We start from the raw sequence: 15,173 nt of genomic DNA, 5'->3' as shown, positions 1-15,173 counted from the left end.
GGGCGTCATTATAGAGAATCCTGAGCGTCGACGAAACCGTTTGCGTCGAAATAAAATCATCGTTTACGTTTAATAATAGAGGGTGCCTGTCGCGCTAATTTGTTGCCAAGTCGCTTATCTTTACGCAAAATGCCGCTCATCCACTGGCAAACCTTATTTTTTAACATGGCTACAGCATACTGAGGCAACCGGCGTCGCAGAGAATTAACTAATTGAATAAATTAAAGATTAATTATCTGCTCATCGGCATTGTTACGTTGCTGCTGGCAGTGGCCCTCTGGCCTTCAATCCCCTGGTTCGGTAAAGCCGAAAACCGTATCGCCGCCATTCAGGAGCGGGGGGAATTGCGCGTCAGTACCTTAAACTCTCCCTTGATTTACAGCGACATCAACGGCAAAACCATTGGTCTGGATTATGAACTGGCCCAGCAGTTTGCCGACTATCTCGGCGTAAAACTCCACATTACCGTGCGTCAGAACATCAGCCAACTGTTTGACGACCTTGATAACAACGCTGCCGATATCCTCGCCGCCGGGCTGGTGTACAACAGCGAGCGTAGTAAGAACTATCAGCAAGGTCCTACCTACTATTCCGTGTCGCAGCAGCTGGTTTATCGCGTCGGGAGTGTACGTCCACGCACGCTGGCCGGGATTGGCGAGCAGCAGCTGACGATTGCGCCTGGCCACGTGGTTATTGACGATTTGCGCGAGCTGAAAGCGAAGAAATACCCGGATCTCGGCTGGAAGGTGGATCCGAAACTCGGCACGACAGAACTGCTCGAACAGGTAAAAGACAAAAAACTGGCCTTCACCATTGCCGATTCGGTTGCGATTAACCTTTTCCAGCGTGTGCATCCTGAAATCGCCGTGGCGCTTGACGTCACTGACGAACAGCCGGTCGCCTGGTTTACCCATCGGGATAACGATCAGACCCTCTCTGCGGCCATGCTTGATTTCTTCAACACCATCAATGAAGACGGCACTCTCGCCCGCCTGGAAGAGAAGTATCTCGGTCATGGCGAGGATTTTGATTATGTGGATACCCGCAGTTTCCTGCGCGCAGTGGATAACGTGCTGCCAGACCTTAAACCTTTATTTGAGAAATACGCCCAGGAAATCGACTGGAAACTGCTGGCAGCCATCTCTTATCAGGAGTCGCACTGGGATACCCAGGCCACCTCGCCCACTGGCGTGCGTGGCCTGATGATGCTAACCAAAAATACCGCGCAAAGCCTCGGCGTTAACGACCGAACGGATGCGGAACAGAGCATCAGCGGGGGCGCGAAGTATTTGCAGGATATGATGGCGAAAGTGCCGGAAACGGTGCCGGAAGAAGAGCGTATCTGGTTTGCCCTCGCCGCCTACAACATGGGTTATGCGCATATGCTGGACGCCCGGGCGCTGACAGCGAAAACCAAAGGCAACCCGGACAGTTGGTCTGACGTCAAACAGCGTCTGCCGCTGCTGAGCCAAAAAACCTGGTATAAAAAGCTGACTTACGGCTACGCGCGCGGGCATGAAGCTTACGCCTACGTAGAGAATATTCGTAAGTATCAGATTAGCCTGGTAGGGTATCTGCTGGAGAAAGAAAAAAAGGCCGCCGAGGCGCGACAGCTGGCGCAAAGCTATCCGATTGTCGCGCCGGAGGAGCTCACGCGTCCAGTGACTTCAATTCTGCCTTTTGCTGCTTTTTCTGCTGACGGCGTAATCGGAAGAAGTCACTTAATAGACCCGAACACTCCGGTGCAAGTACCCCACCGATAGTCTTTACCTGGTGGTTCATTCCCGGGTGTCCAAGCACGTCCATCAGCGAACCGGCTGCGCCGGTCTTTTCATCCCGTGCGCCAAAGACCAGAGTGCCGATACGGCTGTGGACCATTGCGCCGGAACACATTACGCAGGGTTCAAGCGTGACATACAGCGTGGTTTCAAGCAGACGGTAGTTTTGCAGCACCAGCCCGCCCTGTCGCAGCGCCATGATTTCAGCGTGCGCGGTAGGGTCGTGGCGGCCAATTGGGCGATTCCACCCTTCCCCAATCACCTGATGGTTATGGACGAGAACCGCGCCTACGGGCACTTCACCCTCTTCCCAGGCGCGTTTTGCCAGCGTTAGCGCATGGCGCATCCAGTATTCGTGATCGTGTTCGAGAGTGGACAACGGTTGATACTCCAGTCTAAAAGCGGGCGGCATTATACACACCCGCTAGAGATAAGACTATTCGAGTTGCTGAAGTTCACCCACCGGCGTGACGCGCCAGCGATGCTGGCAAAAATAGAGCAGCGGGTTATCCTGCTTACTGTCGCTGTAACCGCTGTACAGGCGCAACGGCGTGCCAATTTTCTTCTCGAGCTGTACGACCTTTTCATGGCCCAGACAGCGCATCGTCAACACCCACCCGCCATACCCCCGGGCAATCTGCGTGGCGATAAGATTCACCCGAGGTAACCAGGGCGTATCACAATAGACCTGTTCCACCAGCGGCTGCGGCGAGCCAGTGATAAGCCAGATATCGGCATCGTTCGCATCCAGATAGCTGGTGAGCCTGTCCTGAACCACCGGAAACGCGTTCACGTGACTGCGGAACCAGCGCACAAAATCCCGTTCCAGCTGTTTTAACCGCGCCTCGCTATGGCCAAAGGTGCAGCCCCATAATAACAGGCTCATCGGCCAGCGCGCCGCCCGGCCTTTTATCAGCAGGGCGAGGCCGATAACGGGTAAGAGAGGTAAAACAAGCAACGCATTCAGGGGCTGACGCCGGAGCAGGTAGCGCATAAAGGTACCGAACATATCCTCCTGATGCAGCGTTCCATCCAGGTCGAAAAAGACAACACGACGCTCGTGATTTGCCAAACCTTACTCCTCAGGGTCATTGAATCCTAATAGCCAGGTAAACAGGAACCCGGCAATCGTTGCTACTAAATAGCCTAACAGATAGAGCATGACTTTTCCGGTCACGATCGTCAGCGCCAGAGGCAGGCCAGAGATCCCAAAGGTGATCACCGTCGCGACTTTCCAGTAGCTGATGAGCGCGCCGCCTACCGCGCCGCCGAGACAGGCGGCAAGGAAAGGTTTACCGAGCGGCAGCGTGACGCCAAAAATTAATGGCTCGCCGATGCCGAGTAATCCGACCGGCAGGGCGCCTTTAATCACCTTTTTCAGCCGGTCATTACGGGTTTTCATCAGCACCGCAATGGCGGCGCCCACCTGTCCTACACCCGCCATAGAAAGAATGGGCAACAACGCGTTATAGCCATGCGCCTGCACCAGCTCGACGTGGATGGGGACCAGCCCCTGATGCAGGCCGGTGAGCACCAGCGGCAGGAACGTGCCGGAAAGCGCCGCGCCCACCAGCAGGCCACCGCGGTCGATAGCCACCGAGGCCCCGTGGGCAATCGCTTCGGAGATCCATCCTCCCAACGGCTGCAAAGCGACGATCGCCACGCTCCCCGTGATTAGCGTGGTAAGCAACGGATTGAGGATCAGTTCGATCGCGCCAGGCAACAGGTTGCGCAGCCTCTTTTCAATCCAGCACATCAACATCACCACCAGCAATACCGCAATGACCCCGCCGCGCCCCGGCTGTAACGCCTCGCCAAATAGCGTAATGTGCGCCAGCTGCGGGCTGGAGAGAATACCCGCCATTACCCCGCCCATCGCCAGTGAGCCGCCAAACACTTTGGCGGTGTTTACCCCAACTAAAATGTTCATGATGGCAAACACAGCGCTGCCGAAGATGCCGAGGATCCCCAGCAGGTTCGGATAATGAGTCGCAAAATCGCCGACAATATCCGGACGCTTAAGGATATTGATAATCCCGGTGATAAGCCCGGAGGCAATGAACGCCGGGATCAGCGGAATAAAGACGTTTGCCAGCTGTCGCAGCGCATCGCTCATCGGAGCTTTGTATTTGGCTTTTACCTGGGCTTTAGTGCGTTCGGCATCCTCAAACGACGCGGTTGTTTCACCGCGCATCTGCGCCCGCATGGCATCGACAACCTGCGCCGCCTTGCCCGGCCCGACAATTAGCTGGTGCTGTTGCCCCTGTTTGACGTATCCACTCACGCCGGGGAGTTGCTTTAATCCGGGCACGTCAAGCTGGTCGTCATCATGCACTTCGACGCGCACGCGCGTCATGCAGTTTTCCAGACGCTGAATATTCTTCTCTCCGCCGATCCCCTGCAAAATATGGCTGGCAAGCGCTGCTGTTTTTTCCATACACGCCTCGTGTTAGTTTTGTAATGCCGCCCGCAAGAACCCCTCATGGGCAGCCAGTCTGGCGCGCGCGGCGGTGGCATCCAGCCCGCTCAGGATCATCAGAATGGCCGGTTTTACGTCATGTCCGGTTTGTTCGAGTACCTTTTCCGCCTCTTCCCGGCTTGCCCCCGTAGCTTCCACCACCATCCGGCAGGCTCTGTCCACCAGCTTGACGTTGGTGGCTTGCATATCCACCATCAGGTTCTGATAGACCTTGCCGAACTTGACCATCGCCCCGGTGGAGATCATATTGAGCACCAGCTTTTGCGCCGTCCCTGATTTCAGACGCGTGGAGCCGGTCAAGGCTTCTGGCCCGACAACCGGTGAGATGGCAATTACCGCCTCCTGCGCAATCGGCGATCCGGGGTTACAAGAGATGGCGACCGTCGTGCAGCCGGTCTGGTTTGCGTATTGCAGGCCGCCAATCACGTATGGCGTGCGCCCGGATGCCGCCAGCCCGACCACCAGATCTCGCCCGGTCAGGTTCTGCGCCTTCAGATCATCTTCACCAAGCTGTGGGTTATCTTCCGCGCCTTCTACCGCTTTGAGCAGCGCGCCAGGGCCGCCGGCAATCAGCCCAATGACCAGGCCGTGCGGCACGCCAAAGGTTGGCGGACACTCTGACGCATCCAGCACGCCAAGACGTCCGCTGGTCCCTGCCCCCATATAAATAATGCGTCCTCCGGCCTTTAGCGACGCCGCCGCCGCGTTCACTGCTTTGGCAACCTCAGGTAATGTCGCTTTCACTGCCTGAGCGACCAGCGTATCCTGTTGATTAAAACGGTTAACCAGCTCCAGGGTGGAAAGCGCATCCAGATCCATGGTTTGCGGGTTACGGGTTTCAGAAACGAGTGAGCCCAGGTTCATTTTTTGCACCTCAAGAATTTTTAATTCGTAATAATCATACTACGATGGAATATTAAATTCATTCAGGCGAGTAAAACGTTTATTTGCGCAGATATTCACACTTTCGCCAGGAGAATCTATGAACTGTTTAATCCGCATCCGCCAGCGCTACGCAGGCTTTGCACAAAGCGACAAAAAGCTGGCGGATTTTTTACTGTCTCAGCCCGACCGCGCGCGCCATCTCAGCTCGCAGCAGTTGGCGAGCGAAGCCGGAGTGAGCCAGTCAAGCGTGGTAAAGTTTGCGCAGAAGATCGGCTTTAAGGGATTTCCGGCGCTAAAACTGGCGATTAGCGAAGCGCTGGTGAGCAATCCTAATCCGCAGTCGATGCCGGTACATAATCAGATCCGTGGCGATGATCCGATGCGTCTGGTGGGCGAAAAGCTGATCAAAGAGAACGTGGCTGCTATGCATGCGACGCTGGACGTGAATCCCGAAGAGAAGCTGCTGGAAAGCGTGGCGTTGCTGCGGGGAGCGCGTCGTATCATTCTAACCGGAATTGGCGCTTCCGGGCTCGTCGCGCGTAATTTTGGCTGGAAACTGACGAAGATCGGATATAACGCGATAGTTGAGCAGGACATGCACGCCCTGCTGGCGACGGTGCAGGCGATGGATCCTGAGGATCTGCTGCTGGCCATCTCCTATTCCGGTGAACGTCGCGAGATCAATATAGCCACCGATGAAGTCTTACGCGTAGGCGGTAAAGTTCTGGCCATCACCGGATTTACGCCAAATTCTCTGCAGCAGCGGGCAACACGCTGTTTGTATACCATTGCGGAAGAGCAGGCCACGCGCAGTGCGGCTATCTCATCGACGAGCGCACAAATGATGCTGACAGACCTGCTGTTCATGGCATTGGTCCAACAGGATCTGGAGAACGCGCCAGAACATATTCGTCACAGCGAGGAGTTGGTAAAGAGACTGGTTTGAGCAGGGAATAATTGTATAATGCCCGCCCTGTTTGTGTTGTTTCTGAGAATTTCCTGATGGCGCTGTTAATCACCAAAAAATGCATCAATTGCGATATGTGCGAACCCGAATGCCCAAACCAGGCGATTTCGATGGGCGACAGCATTTATGAGATTAACAGCGATCGCTGTACCGAGTGCATCGGCCATTACGAAACGCCGACCTGCCAGAAAGTGTGCCCAATCCCCAATACTATTCTTAAGGATCCGGCACACCTCGAAAACGAAGAGCAGCTGTGGGATAAGTTTGTTCTGATCCACCACGCGGACAAACTTTAACTTTCTATAATTACCGTCGCACTGGCGTAGTGGCGCTCATCCGCAATCGTCACATGCAGGTGTGACACGCCAAGTTTCTCAGCCAGTTTTTGCGCCTCCCCCCATAAGCGCAGACGCGGTTTCCCCAGCTCATCGTTGTAAACTTCAAACTGGTTAAATGCCAGGCCGTTACGAATTCCGGTCCCGAAGGCTTTGGCCGCCGCCTCTTTGACTGCAAAACGTTTTGCCAGAAAACGCACTGGCTGTTGATGCGCTTCCCAGATGGCCCATTCGTTATCGCTCAGCACGCGTCTTGCGAGGCGATCGCCGCTGCGGGCGATCACCGCTTCTATGCGGGCTATTTCAACGATATCAGTGCCTAAGCCCAGAATAGCCATTACTGACGCGCTTCCAGCATCAGGCGTTTCATCTCTGATACCGCCTCTTTCAGGCCGCTCATTACCGCACGGCCAATTATAGCGTGCCCAATGTTCAGCTCATGCATTTCCGGCAGCGCGGCAATCGCTTTGACATTGTGATAGGTCAGGCCGTGACCAGCGTTAACCTTGAGGCCGAGGCTGGCAGCGTAGGTGGCCGCGCTGGCAATACGCTCCAGCTCTTTGGCCTGCTCAGCATCGTTTTTGGCATCGGCATAGCAGCCGGTATGAATTTCAATATAGGGCGCGCCCACGTCAGCGGCGGCTGTGATCTGCTCAAAATCGGCGTCGATAAACAGTGAAACCAGGATACCGGCATCGGCCAGACGTTTGCAGGCGTCGCGCATTTTGTCGCGTTGCCCCGCCACGTCAAGCCCGCCTTCGGTGGTCACCTCCTGACGCTTTTCCGGCACCAGGCAGCAGAAATACGGTTGGGTATCGCAGGCAATCGTCAGCATCTCTTCCGTTACCGCCATCTCGAGATTCATGCGCGTGTCCAGCGTCTGACGCAGGATCCGCACGTCACGGTCGGTGATGTGGCGGCGGTCTTCCCGCAGGTGCACGGTAATGCCGTCAGCGCCTGCCTGCTCAGCGATAAAAGCCGCCTGAACCGGATCCGGATAAGCCGTTCCGCGCGCATTACGCAGCGTGGCGATGTGATCGATGTTGACGCCTAACAGTAATTCAGCCATGACAATCCTCGTGTTCTTTTGATCCGTTTCCTCTCTCCCTCAGGGAGAGGGGGAATTCGTTAACGTTTTGGCACAAACTGCCTGAATAATTCGCGGCTCTTCAAGGGTTTGCCCCCAAGATACGGTTTAAGCGCAATGCGGGTAAAGCGTTTTGCCGCGCGCAGGGTATCTGCATCCGGGAATTCCCGCTCATACAGCGCCCGAAGGTGTCGTCCGGTAAAGGTACGGTTATCCACCACAATGCTGGCAATAAAGCCTTTTTCCTCGCGATAGCGGTAGGTCATGGAGTCTTCGACCTCATCTCCACTGCCCGCACAATGCAAAAAATCGACGCCGTAGCCAAGATACCCCAACAAAGCCAGCTCAAACCGGCGTAGCGCGGGTTCAGGCGTGCCGGTTGCGCCAGCAAGCGCCTGGATACAGTGCAGATAATCGAAGAAAAGTTCAGAGAAGCGCGTCTCATGTTCAAGAACACGTGAGATGAGCTCATTGACATACAGGCCGCTGTAGAGCGTGATACCGGAAAGGGGAAGCGCCAGAGAGACGGCTTCGGCACTGCGCAGGGTTTTGACTTCCCCTCGCCCACCAAAGCGAACCAGCAGCGGCGTGAAAGGCTGCAATGCACCCTTCAGATTAGAACGTTTGGAACGAGCGCCTTTTGCAACAAGGCGCACGCGGCCCGACTCTTCCGTGAAGACGTCCAGCATTAAGCTGGTTTCGCTCCAGGGACGGCTATGCAGGACAAAGGCACGCTGCCATCCATCCATCATACTCGTCGTCTTTGGCTACTGATCTTCGCCGTAACCGAGGCTGCGCAGAGCACGCTCATCGTCGGCCCAGCCAGATTTGACTTTCACCCACAGCTCCAGGTGAACCGGTGCTTCGAACATCTCCTGCATGTCTTTACGGGCTTCGATACCGATGGTTTTGATCTTAGAACCTTTGTTGCCAATCACCATCTTCTTCTGCCCTTCTCGCTCAACGAGAATCAGACCGTTAATGTCATAACCGCCGCGTTCATTAGTCTGAAAACGCTCAATCTCGACCGTCACGGAGTACGGCAGTTCCGCACCCAGGAAACGCATCAGCTTTTCACGGATGATCTCAGACGCCATAAAGCGCTGGGAGCGATCGGTGACGTACTCTTCCGGGAAGTGATGAATCGCTTCCGGCAGATGCTTGCGCACGATGCCCGCGATGGTATCCACGTTCAGACCGGTCTCTGCAGAGAGCGGGACGATATCGAGGAAATTCATCTGGCTGCCCAGCCACTGTAGATGCGGCAGCAGGTCCGCTTTTTCCTGCACGTTATCCACTTTGTTAACGGCCAGAATCACCGGCGTTTTACCATCGCGCAGCTTATTGAGCACCATCTCGTCGTCCGGCGTCCAGCGCGTGCCTTCAACAACGAAAATCACCAGCTCGACGTCGCCGATTGAGCTGCTCGCCGCTTTGTTCATCAGGCGGTTAATGGCACGCTTCTCTTCCATGTGCAGGCCCGGCGTATCGACGTAGATCGCCTGATACTCGCCTTCAGTATGGATACCGACGATGCGGTGGCGCGTGGTCTGCGCCTTACGCGAGGTGATAGAAATCTTCTGCCCAAGCAGATTATTCAACAAGGTGGATTTGCCAACGTTCGGGCGTCCGACAATGGCAATAAATCCGCAATACGTTTTTTCTTCGCTCATTCCAGCTCCAGCATTTTTAACGCCTGTTCGGCGGCAGCCTGTTCCGCCTTGCGACGGCTAGAACCTGTCCCCATCACCGGTTCACTCAGGCCACTGACCTGGCAATGTATGGTAAATTCCTGATCGTGCGCTTCGCCACGCACCTGCACCACAAGGTAAGATGGCAGCGGGAGATGACGACCCTGCAGATACTCCTGCAGACGCGTTTTCGGATCTTTTTGTTTATCGCCCGGGCTGATGTCATCCAGGCGAGTCTGATACCAGTTCAGGATCAGTTTTTCAACGGTCTGGATATCGCTGTCCAGGAACACGCCACCGATTAATGCTTCAACCGTATCGGCAAGAATTGATTCACGACGGAAGCCGCCGCTTTTCAGTTCACCCGGCCCAAGACGCAGACATTCGCCCAGCTCAAATTCGCGGGCAATTTCCGCAAGAGTGTTACCCCGCACCAGCGTGGCACGCATGCGACTCATATCACCTTCGTCCACGCGGGGGGAAACGATGATAAAGCGCATTCGCAATCACGAAACTTAATATGGAGTCGCCTAAAAACTCGAGACGCTCATTATGTTTGCTGCTGGCACTGCGATGGGTTAATGCCTGCTGCAACAGCTCCTGATGAACAAAAGTGTAGCCCAGCTTCCGTTGAAGCCGATTAATTACGATGGGGTTCATGCGATACCAATAAATGAATGCGTCAAAAATGCAGCACACGAAACCGACCTGAGAAAACCAACGCGGTTTCGTGTGCCGTGGCACCCTTACAGGGCCAACCTAAAACTTCGGGGGAATATTCTATACACAACAGCAGGGGATGTCGTTAGTTCACGGAGATTTATCGCCGAAATAATTCGCGTAGCCGCAAATAACTGCGGCTACGCGTTCAATTACTGAGATTTAATGGATTCCGCCAATGCGACTCAGACGAACGCCAGTCGGCCACTCGCCTTCCTGCTTCTCAAAACTCATCCAGATTGCCGTCGCTTTACCCACCAGATTCGCTTCCGGTACAAAGCCCCAGTAACGACTGTCCGCGGAGTTATCGCGGTTATCACCCATCATGAAGTAATGTCCTGGCGGAACGACCCAGCTGGCAAGCTGTTGACCCGGCTGCTGGTAGTACATACCGAGCTGATCCTGGGCAACGGGCACGGTCAGAATACGGTGCGTGACATCACCCAGCGTCTCTTTACGCTCAACCAGACGAATACCGTTTTCTTTGGTTTCACCTTGCGGCACCTGGAAGAAACCGCTGGTCGCCTCGCCGCCATTACGCCGGGCAAAGGTCTGCACAAAATCACTCGGCTCAACGTTTGAGTAGGTGATTGGCAGCGCGTTTTCACACGCCGTACCGGAACTGCATCCAGGCTGAATGGTCACTTCTTTAGAAACCGGATCGTAGGTGACTTTATCACCCGGCAGGCCGACCGCACGCTTGATGTAGTCGAGACGCGGATCCTCAGGGTATTTAAACACCACAATGTCGCCACGTTTTGGGTGCCCGGTCGCAATCAGTGTTTTCTGGTAGATGGGATCTTTAATGCCGTAGGCAAACTTCTCGACCAGAATGAAATCACCAATCAGCAGCGTTGGCATCATCGAACCTGATGGGATCTGAAACGGCTCGTAAATAAATGAGCGAACCACCAGCACGATCGCCAGCACCGGGAAGACGGATGCTCCCGTCTCCAGCCAGCCCGGTTTCGGACCGGCTTTCTTCAGGGTTTTCGCATCCAGCCCATCGTCAGTAGTTACCCGACGTTCGCGGCGTTTCGGGGCGAAGATAAACTTATCCAGACACCACAGTACACCTGTCGCCAGGGTAGCAATGACCAGGATCAGGGCAAACATGTTCGCCATGCCAACTCCTTAAGGGTTATTTACCGTCTTTGCCAACGTGAAGGATGGCAAGGAATGCTTCCTGCGGCAGCTCTACGTTACCGACCTGCTTCATACGCTTCTTACCGTCTTTCTGCTTCTGCAGCAGTTTTTTCTTACGGCTGACGTCACCGCCGTAGCATTTAGCCAGAACGTTTTTACGCAGCTGTTTCACCGTCGAACGAGCAATAATGTGGTTACCAATGGCCGCCTGAATCGCGATGTCGAACTGCTGACGCGGGATCAGCTCTTTCATCTTCTCAACCAGCTCACGACCGCGGTACGGCGCATTGTCGTTGTGGGTGATCAGCGCCAGGGCATCAACACGCTCACTGTTGATCAGCACGTCCACACGCACCATGTTTGAGGCCTGGAAGCGTTTGAAGTTGTAATCCAGGGATGCATAGCCACGACTGGTTGACTTCAGACGGTCGAAGAAGTCCAGCACCACTTCCGCCATCGGAATTTCGTAGGTCAGTGCCACCTGGTTACCGTGGTACACCATATTGGTCTGCACGCCACGTTTCTCGATACACAGGGTGATCACGTTGCCGAGGAACTCTTGCGGCAGCAGCATGTGACACTCGGCGATAGGCTCGCGCAGTTCATGAATATTGTTGAGCGGCGGGAGCTTGGACGGGCTATCGACATAGATAACCTCTTTCGAGGTCGTTTCTACTTCATACACGACGGTCGGCGCGGTGGTGATCAGATCCAGATCGTATTCACGTTCCAGACGCTCCTGGATAATTTCCATGTGCAACAGGCCGAGGAAGCCGCAGCGGAAGCCGAAGCCCAGCGCCGTTGAACTTTCTGGCTCGTAGAACAGAGAAGCATCGTTAAGGCTCAGCTTGCCAAGCGCATCACGGAAGTTTTCGTAATCGTCAGAACTCACCGGGAACAGGCCCGCATAGACCTGAGGCTTCACTTTTTTAAAGCCAGGCAACGCTTTGTCCGCCGGGTTGCGCGCCAGCGTCAGCGTATCGCCTACCGGGGCGCCGAGGATATCTTTGATGGCGCAGACCAGCCAGCCTACTTCGCCACACTTCAGCTCGGTACGGTCAAGCTGTTTTGGCGTGAAAATACCCAGACGGTCTGCGTTATAGGCCTGACCGGTACTCATCACCTTAATTTTGTCGCCTTTACGCATGGTGCCGTTTTTAATACGGACCAGCGAGACAACGCCGAGATAGTTGTCAAACCACGAGTCGATGATAAGCGCCTGCAGCGGCGCATCCGGGTCACCTTCCGGTGGGGGAATATCACGCACCAGACGTTCCAGTACATCAGGCACGCCCACGCCGGTTTTTGCCGAGCAGCGTACGGCATCTGTTGCATCGATACCGACGATATCTTCAATCTCTTCCGCCACGCGCTCGGGATCGGCGGCTGGCAGGTCGATTTTGTTAAGTACCGGCACAACCTCGAGATCCATTTCCATCGCCGTATAGCAGTTTGCCAGGGTCTGGGCTTCTACGCCCTGTCCGGCATCCACCACCAGCAGCGCGCCTTCACAGGCCGCCAGCGAGCGTGACACTTCATATGAGAAGTCAACGTGGCCCGGGGTGTCGATAAAGTTCAGTTGATAGGTCTCACCATCGTTGGCTTTATAGTCGAGCGTAACGCTCTGCGCCTTGATGGTAATACCGCGTTCGCGTTCCAGGTCCATGGAGTCCAGTACCTGGGCTGCCATTTCACGATCAGACAGGCCACCGCAAATCTGGATAATACGGTCAGACAGCGTCGACTTACCGTGGTCGATGTGAGCAATAATCGAAAAGTTACGTATGTTCTTCATATAGTTAAATAATTATGCCTTACGAATTCCTGGAGGCCGCTATTCTTCTTAGCCTGACGTTTTTCAGTGCGAAAACGCAGCATTCTACACTACATCCCCGTAACCTGGAAATGCACTTAGAGCCAGGCATGGCGCGAAGAGATGGCGTTTTCTGTATTCAGCTGTAAATAATGATAAAGCCCGGTGGATCACCGGGCCTCAGAAGAGAGCGTTTCCACGCGAAGCTGGTCTGGCGCCAGCGCGACGCTAAGAATTACGGGCTGCCACGCTTCGCGAGCGGCAAGCTTCGCAGAGAAGCCTTTGGCGAGCCAAAAACCGCCAACGCCTCCCAGTGCGGCACCACACATGGCGGCCACATCGGTGCCGAATAACATCTGGAAAAGACCGCCCATCACGAACAGCCCCACCAGTGGCGAAAGATAAACCAGCATAGCGGAGCTTAGCAGGCTGCCTTCCGCGATCCCCAACTCAACTTTCTGCCCTGCTACCAGCGGTTGTTCGCTAGGGACGGAGATCGTATGGGATGTTTGCGGACCCAGCTTATTCAGCACGCGGCTCCCGCAACCCGCCCGGGATGCACAGCTGTTACATGAGGCTTTCACGTCACAGCTAACCCGCGCAACGCCATTCTGCCATGAGACGACCGTAGCCCATTCTTTAATCATTGTGCTGCCTTGAATTTGATGCTGTCGGAGATACGCTTCGCAGTTTGTGGCGGAAGTTCGCCGACAATGGTGATCTCAGCGTTATCGCGTACCGTCGTGCTGACCGTCCGGCGTCCGGTTCGAAGCATTTGTTCAGCACTGTTTGCCGTGGCGCGATTGATGTTTACCGAGAAGCTGAATAACCCATCGGAATAGAGGCGCGATTCTACCGGCGTTTCAATGGTTGGCAACTGGCGACGGCTGCTGGAGACTTCGCTAAACCCTTGGGGGATCCAGGACGGTACCCAGTTGAAATTCACGGAGTCGCCCGCTGGAACGGAAAGCAGCGGCGGCAGGTTGGCTTTTGCCAGATTCTGCATGCTGTTACCGACCTGACTGTTAACGCTAAAGGAGATGACGCGGAACTGTTCCAGCGTCTCTCCGTCACGATCAAGGAGATCAACGCGCATTGGCAGCTTAGTTTCTGCATCTATCCAGACGATGTAGCTGTAGCGCGTCCCGTCCCGGGCAACAACGCGGATCACTTCACACAGCCTGTCGGCAATGCGTGTACGCCCGACCGATATGAAATCGTAGTAAGGCGCAAGACGCCTGAAGTCGGTATAGATAAGCGACGGAAGAGAATCAACGATATAGTCGCCATTGAGCGTGAAAGGCTCCAGCCCTGGCTCAAAATAGCTAATTTCGTTTCCACGCTGGACAACTTCCCGACGCGGGCCATCCATCTGTAAAAGCTGGGCAAGTGGCTGTTTATCAAGACGCGCATGGCGATAGCGTAACGACTCAACGCCCTGCTTGTTAATGCTGATAAATGCCAACTCGTAATTGAGTGACTGGCTGGCCAGATTCATTTGCTGCAACAACGCCCCGGATGAAACATCAGCCGAGGCGTTGGCAGAGAAGAACAGGCTACCCGCCATCAGAGACATGGCGAACCAAAGTTGCTTCATTACTGCGATTGCGTTCCTAACGTTTGGGTTCCGGGCACTTGCACAGCAGCCTGCTGGGTTTGTGCCTGCTCAAACTGAAGCTGTTCAGAGTGCAGACGACGCTGCAGCTCGTAATCCTGCAACATTGCATTGATGCGGCGACGCTGCTCCTGAACCTGCTGCTGCTGACCGCCGCTTGCGGAAGCATCAGCCGGTACGCCCAGACTTACCGGGCTGGCTTTGCCCATCATCGGCAGTGTGTTGAACACTGGCGCCTCTGGCTGCTGAGTAGTTTCAGGCTGGCTATTATACTGCTGGACGCCAACAATAACTGCAAGCGATACACAAGCCGCCACCCCCATTTGGGTAAGCTGGCTGGCCCACGGACGCACCTTTTGCCAGAACGGCATTTTCAGCCACTGGTGAGGTGCTGGCTGAGCTTCAGGAATCAGCGATGTGGTCTGATGAACGGGCTCGCTTTCAATGGCCGCCATAATGCGGGCTGAGATATCGAAATGGAGAACCTCGCCGGTGTCACCGCGCAGGGTGTCACGGATGAGATGGTAACTCTCCCAGGTCTCTTGCATTTCAGGAGAATGAGCAAGCTCTTCGAGCAACTCATCATCCAGCGTTTCACCATCCATTAAAGCGGAAAGTTTTTCTTTCTGCATGCCTAATACCTTTTCCAGTATTCCG

At 54.9% G+C, this 15,173-nt stretch carries 16 protein-coding genes and 1 pseudogene; 3 read left to right on the top strand and 14 right to left on the bottom strand.

The window, feature by feature from the left end; translation table 11 throughout:
• Window positions 1–212 precede the first annotated feature (212 nt).
• Window positions 213–1,763 (top strand): membrane-bound lytic murein transglycosylase MltF, encoded by a 1,551-nt coding sequence (mltF, locus tag NL510_RS06650; protein ID WP_253382633.1) that lies wholly within the window; start codon window positions 213–215, stop codon window positions 1,761–1,763.
• Here mltF and tadA read toward each other — a convergent pair.
• From tadA to murQ, 4 genes are read right to left on the bottom strand one after another with little or no spacing between them, the layout of a single operon-like run.
• Window positions 1,651–2,190, bottom strand: coding sequence for a tRNA adenosine(34) deaminase TadA (tadA, locus tag NL510_RS06645; protein ID WP_253382631.1), 540 nt, complete (start codon window positions 2,188–2,190; stop codon window positions 1,651–1,653). The genes mltF and tadA overlap by 113 nt on opposite strands.
• A 24-nt stretch (window positions 2,191–2,214) precedes the next feature.
• Window positions 2,215–2,850: a phosphatidylglycerophosphatase C gene (gene yfhb, locus NL510_RS06640; RefSeq protein ID WP_253382630.1), complete on the bottom strand. Its 636-nt coding sequence runs from the start codon at window positions 2,848–2,850 to the stop codon at window positions 2,215–2,217.
• Window positions 2,851–2,853: 3 nt separating this feature from the next.
• The gene (locus tag NL510_RS06635) at window positions 2,854–4,215 is read right to left on the bottom strand and encodes a PTS transporter subunit EIIC (RefSeq protein WP_253382629.1); all 1,362 of its coding nucleotides are present in this window, start codon (window positions 4,213–4,215) and stop codon (window positions 2,854–2,856) included.
• A 12-nt stretch (window positions 4,216–4,227) separates the two neighbouring features.
• Window positions 4,228–5,121 carry an N-acetylmuramic acid 6-phosphate etherase gene (gene murQ, locus NL510_RS06630; protein WP_253382626.1) on the bottom strand — a complete coding sequence of 298 codons (894 nt, stop codon included), beginning with the start codon at window positions 5,119–5,121 and terminating at the stop codon, window positions 4,228–4,230.
• A gap of 118 nt (window positions 5,122–5,239) precedes the next feature.
• On the opposite strand from murQ, the gene NL510_RS06625 reads away from it, so the two are divergent.
• Together NL510_RS06625 and NL510_RS06620 are read left to right on the top strand one after the other, a co-directional pair.
• Window positions 5,240–6,088: a MurR/RpiR family transcriptional regulator gene (locus NL510_RS06625; RefSeq protein WP_253382624.1), complete on the top strand. Its 849-nt coding sequence runs from the start codon at window positions 5,240–5,242 to the stop codon at window positions 6,086–6,088.
• Window positions 6,089–6,144: 56 nt separating this feature from the next.
• Entirely contained in the window at window positions 6,145–6,405 is a 261-nt protein-coding gene (locus tag NL510_RS06620; protein ID WP_253382622.1) for a YfhL family 4Fe-4S dicluster ferredoxin, read from the top strand.
• On the opposite strand, the gene acpS is transcribed toward NL510_RS06620, so the two are convergent.
• From acpS to rseA, 10 genes and pseudogenes are all read right to left on the bottom strand, one after another.
• Window positions 6,402–6,782 carry a holo-ACP synthase gene (gene acpS / locus NL510_RS06615; RefSeq protein WP_253382620.1) on the bottom strand — a complete coding sequence of 127 codons (381 nt, stop codon included), beginning with the start codon at window positions 6,780–6,782 and terminating at the stop codon, window positions 6,402–6,404. The genes NL510_RS06620 and acpS overlap by 4 nt on opposite strands.
• Window positions 6,782–7,513 (bottom strand): pyridoxine 5'-phosphate synthase, encoded by a 732-nt coding sequence (gene pdxJ / locus NL510_RS06610; RefSeq protein WP_253382618.1) that lies wholly within the window; start codon window positions 7,511–7,513, stop codon window positions 6,782–6,784. The genes acpS and pdxJ overlap by 1 nt, the downstream gene beginning before the upstream one ends.
• 59 nt (window positions 7,514–7,572) lie before the next feature.
• Window positions 7,573–8,280: a DNA repair protein RecO gene (gene recO / locus NL510_RS06605; RefSeq protein WP_253384788.1), complete on the bottom strand. Its 708-nt coding sequence runs from the start codon at window positions 8,278–8,280 to the stop codon at window positions 7,573–7,575.
• A gap of 18 nt (window positions 8,281–8,298) precedes the next feature.
• On the bottom strand, window positions 8,299–9,204 hold the full coding sequence (gene era / locus NL510_RS06600) for a GTPase Era (protein ID WP_253382616.1): 906 nt from the start codon (window positions 9,202–9,204) through the stop codon (window positions 8,299–8,301).
• A pseudogene (gene rnc, locus NL510_RS06595) lies at window positions 9,201–9,882 on the bottom strand (ribonuclease III). Before rnc ends, era begins: the two are co-directional and overlap by 4 nt.
• Window positions 9,883–10,104: 222 nt before the next feature.
• On the bottom strand, window positions 10,105–11,067 hold the full coding sequence (gene lepB, locus NL510_RS06590) for a signal peptidase I (RefSeq protein WP_253382614.1): 963 nt from the start codon (window positions 11,065–11,067) through the stop codon (window positions 10,105–10,107).
• Between the two features lie 16 nt (window positions 11,068–11,083).
• Window positions 11,084–12,883: a translation elongation factor 4 gene (gene lepA / locus NL510_RS06585; RefSeq protein ID WP_253382612.1), complete on the bottom strand. Its 1,800-nt coding sequence runs from the start codon at window positions 12,881–12,883 to the stop codon at window positions 11,084–11,086.
• A 188-nt stretch (window positions 12,884–13,071) separates the two neighbouring features.
• The gene (gene rseC / locus NL510_RS06580; RefSeq protein ID WP_253382610.1) at window positions 13,072–13,548 is read right to left on the bottom strand and encodes a SoxR-reducing system protein RseC; all 477 of its coding nucleotides are present in this window, start codon (window positions 13,546–13,548) and stop codon (window positions 13,072–13,074) included.
• Window positions 13,545–14,498, bottom strand: coding sequence for a sigma-E factor regulatory protein RseB (gene rseB / locus NL510_RS06575; RefSeq protein WP_253382608.1), 954 nt, complete (start codon window positions 14,496–14,498; stop codon window positions 13,545–13,547). Before rseB ends, rseC begins: the two co-directional genes overlap by 4 nt.
• Window positions 14,498–15,148, bottom strand: coding sequence for an anti-sigma-E factor RseA (gene rseA / locus NL510_RS06570; protein ID WP_253382606.1), 651 nt, complete (start codon window positions 15,146–15,148; stop codon window positions 14,498–14,500). Before rseA ends, rseB begins: the two co-directional genes overlap by 1 nt.
• Window positions 15,149–15,173: the final 25 nt, after the last annotated feature.

This window comes from unidentified bacterial endosymbiont (assembly GCF_918797525.1).
In the GTDB taxonomy this organism is placed as follows: Bacteria; Pseudomonadota; Gammaproteobacteria; order Enterobacterales; family Enterobacteriaceae; genus Enterobacter.
The sequence above is the reverse complement of the archived record's forward strand: the minus strand, read 5'-3'. Positions and strand labels throughout refer to the sequence as shown.

What these genes read in the sequence shown, in the direction of transcription:
- acpS (WP_253382620.1), bottom strand. Translation starts at nt 6,782, where the DNA reads ATGGCTATTCTGGGCTTAGGCACTGATATCGTTGAAATAGCCCGCATA.
- NL510_RS06635 (WP_253382629.1), bottom strand. Translation starts at nt 4,215, where the DNA reads ATGGAAAAAACAGCAGCGCTTGCCAGCCATATTTTGCAGGGGATCGGC.
- NL510_RS06625 (WP_253382624.1), top strand. Translation starts at nt 5,240, where the DNA reads ATGAACTGTTTAATCCGCATCCGCCAGCGCTACGCAGGCTTTGCACAA.
- lepA (WP_253382612.1), bottom strand. Translation starts at nt 12,883, where the DNA reads ATGAAGAACATACGTAACTTTTCGATTATTGCTCACATCGACCACGGT.
- lepB (WP_253382614.1), bottom strand. Translation starts at nt 11,067, where the DNA reads ATGGCGAACATGTTTGCCCTGATCCTGGTCATTGCTACCCTGGCGACA.
- murQ (WP_253382626.1), bottom strand. Translation starts at nt 5,121, where the DNA reads ATGAACCTGGGCTCACTCGTTTCTGAAACCCGTAACCCGCAAACCATG.
- rseB (WP_253382608.1), bottom strand. Translation starts at nt 14,498, where the DNA reads ATGAAGCAACTTTGGTTCGCCATGTCTCTGATGGCGGGTAGCCTGTTC.
- rseA (WP_253382606.1), bottom strand. Translation starts at nt 15,148, where the DNA reads ATGCAGAAAGAAAAACTTTCCGCTTTAATGGATGGTGAAACGCTGGAT.
- tadA (WP_253382631.1), bottom strand. Translation starts at nt 2,190, where the DNA reads ATGCCGCCCGCTTTTAGACTGGAGTATCAACCGTTGTCCACTCTCGAA.
- era (WP_253382616.1), bottom strand. Translation starts at nt 9,204, where the DNA reads ATGAGCGAAGAAAAAACGTATTGCGGATTTATTGCCATTGTCGGACGC.
- NL510_RS06620 (WP_253382622.1), top strand. Translation starts at nt 6,145, where the DNA reads ATGGCGCTGTTAATCACCAAAAAATGCATCAATTGCGATATGTGCGAA.
- recO (WP_253384788.1), bottom strand. Translation starts at nt 8,280, where the DNA reads ATGGATGGATGGCAGCGTGCCTTTGTCCTGCATAGCCGTCCCTGGAGC.
- rseC (WP_253382610.1), bottom strand. Translation starts at nt 13,548, where the DNA reads ATGATTAAAGAATGGGCTACGGTCGTCTCATGGCAGAATGGCGTTGCG.
- pdxJ (WP_253382618.1), bottom strand. Translation starts at nt 7,513, where the DNA reads ATGGCTGAATTACTGTTAGGCGTCAACATCGATCACATCGCCACGCTG.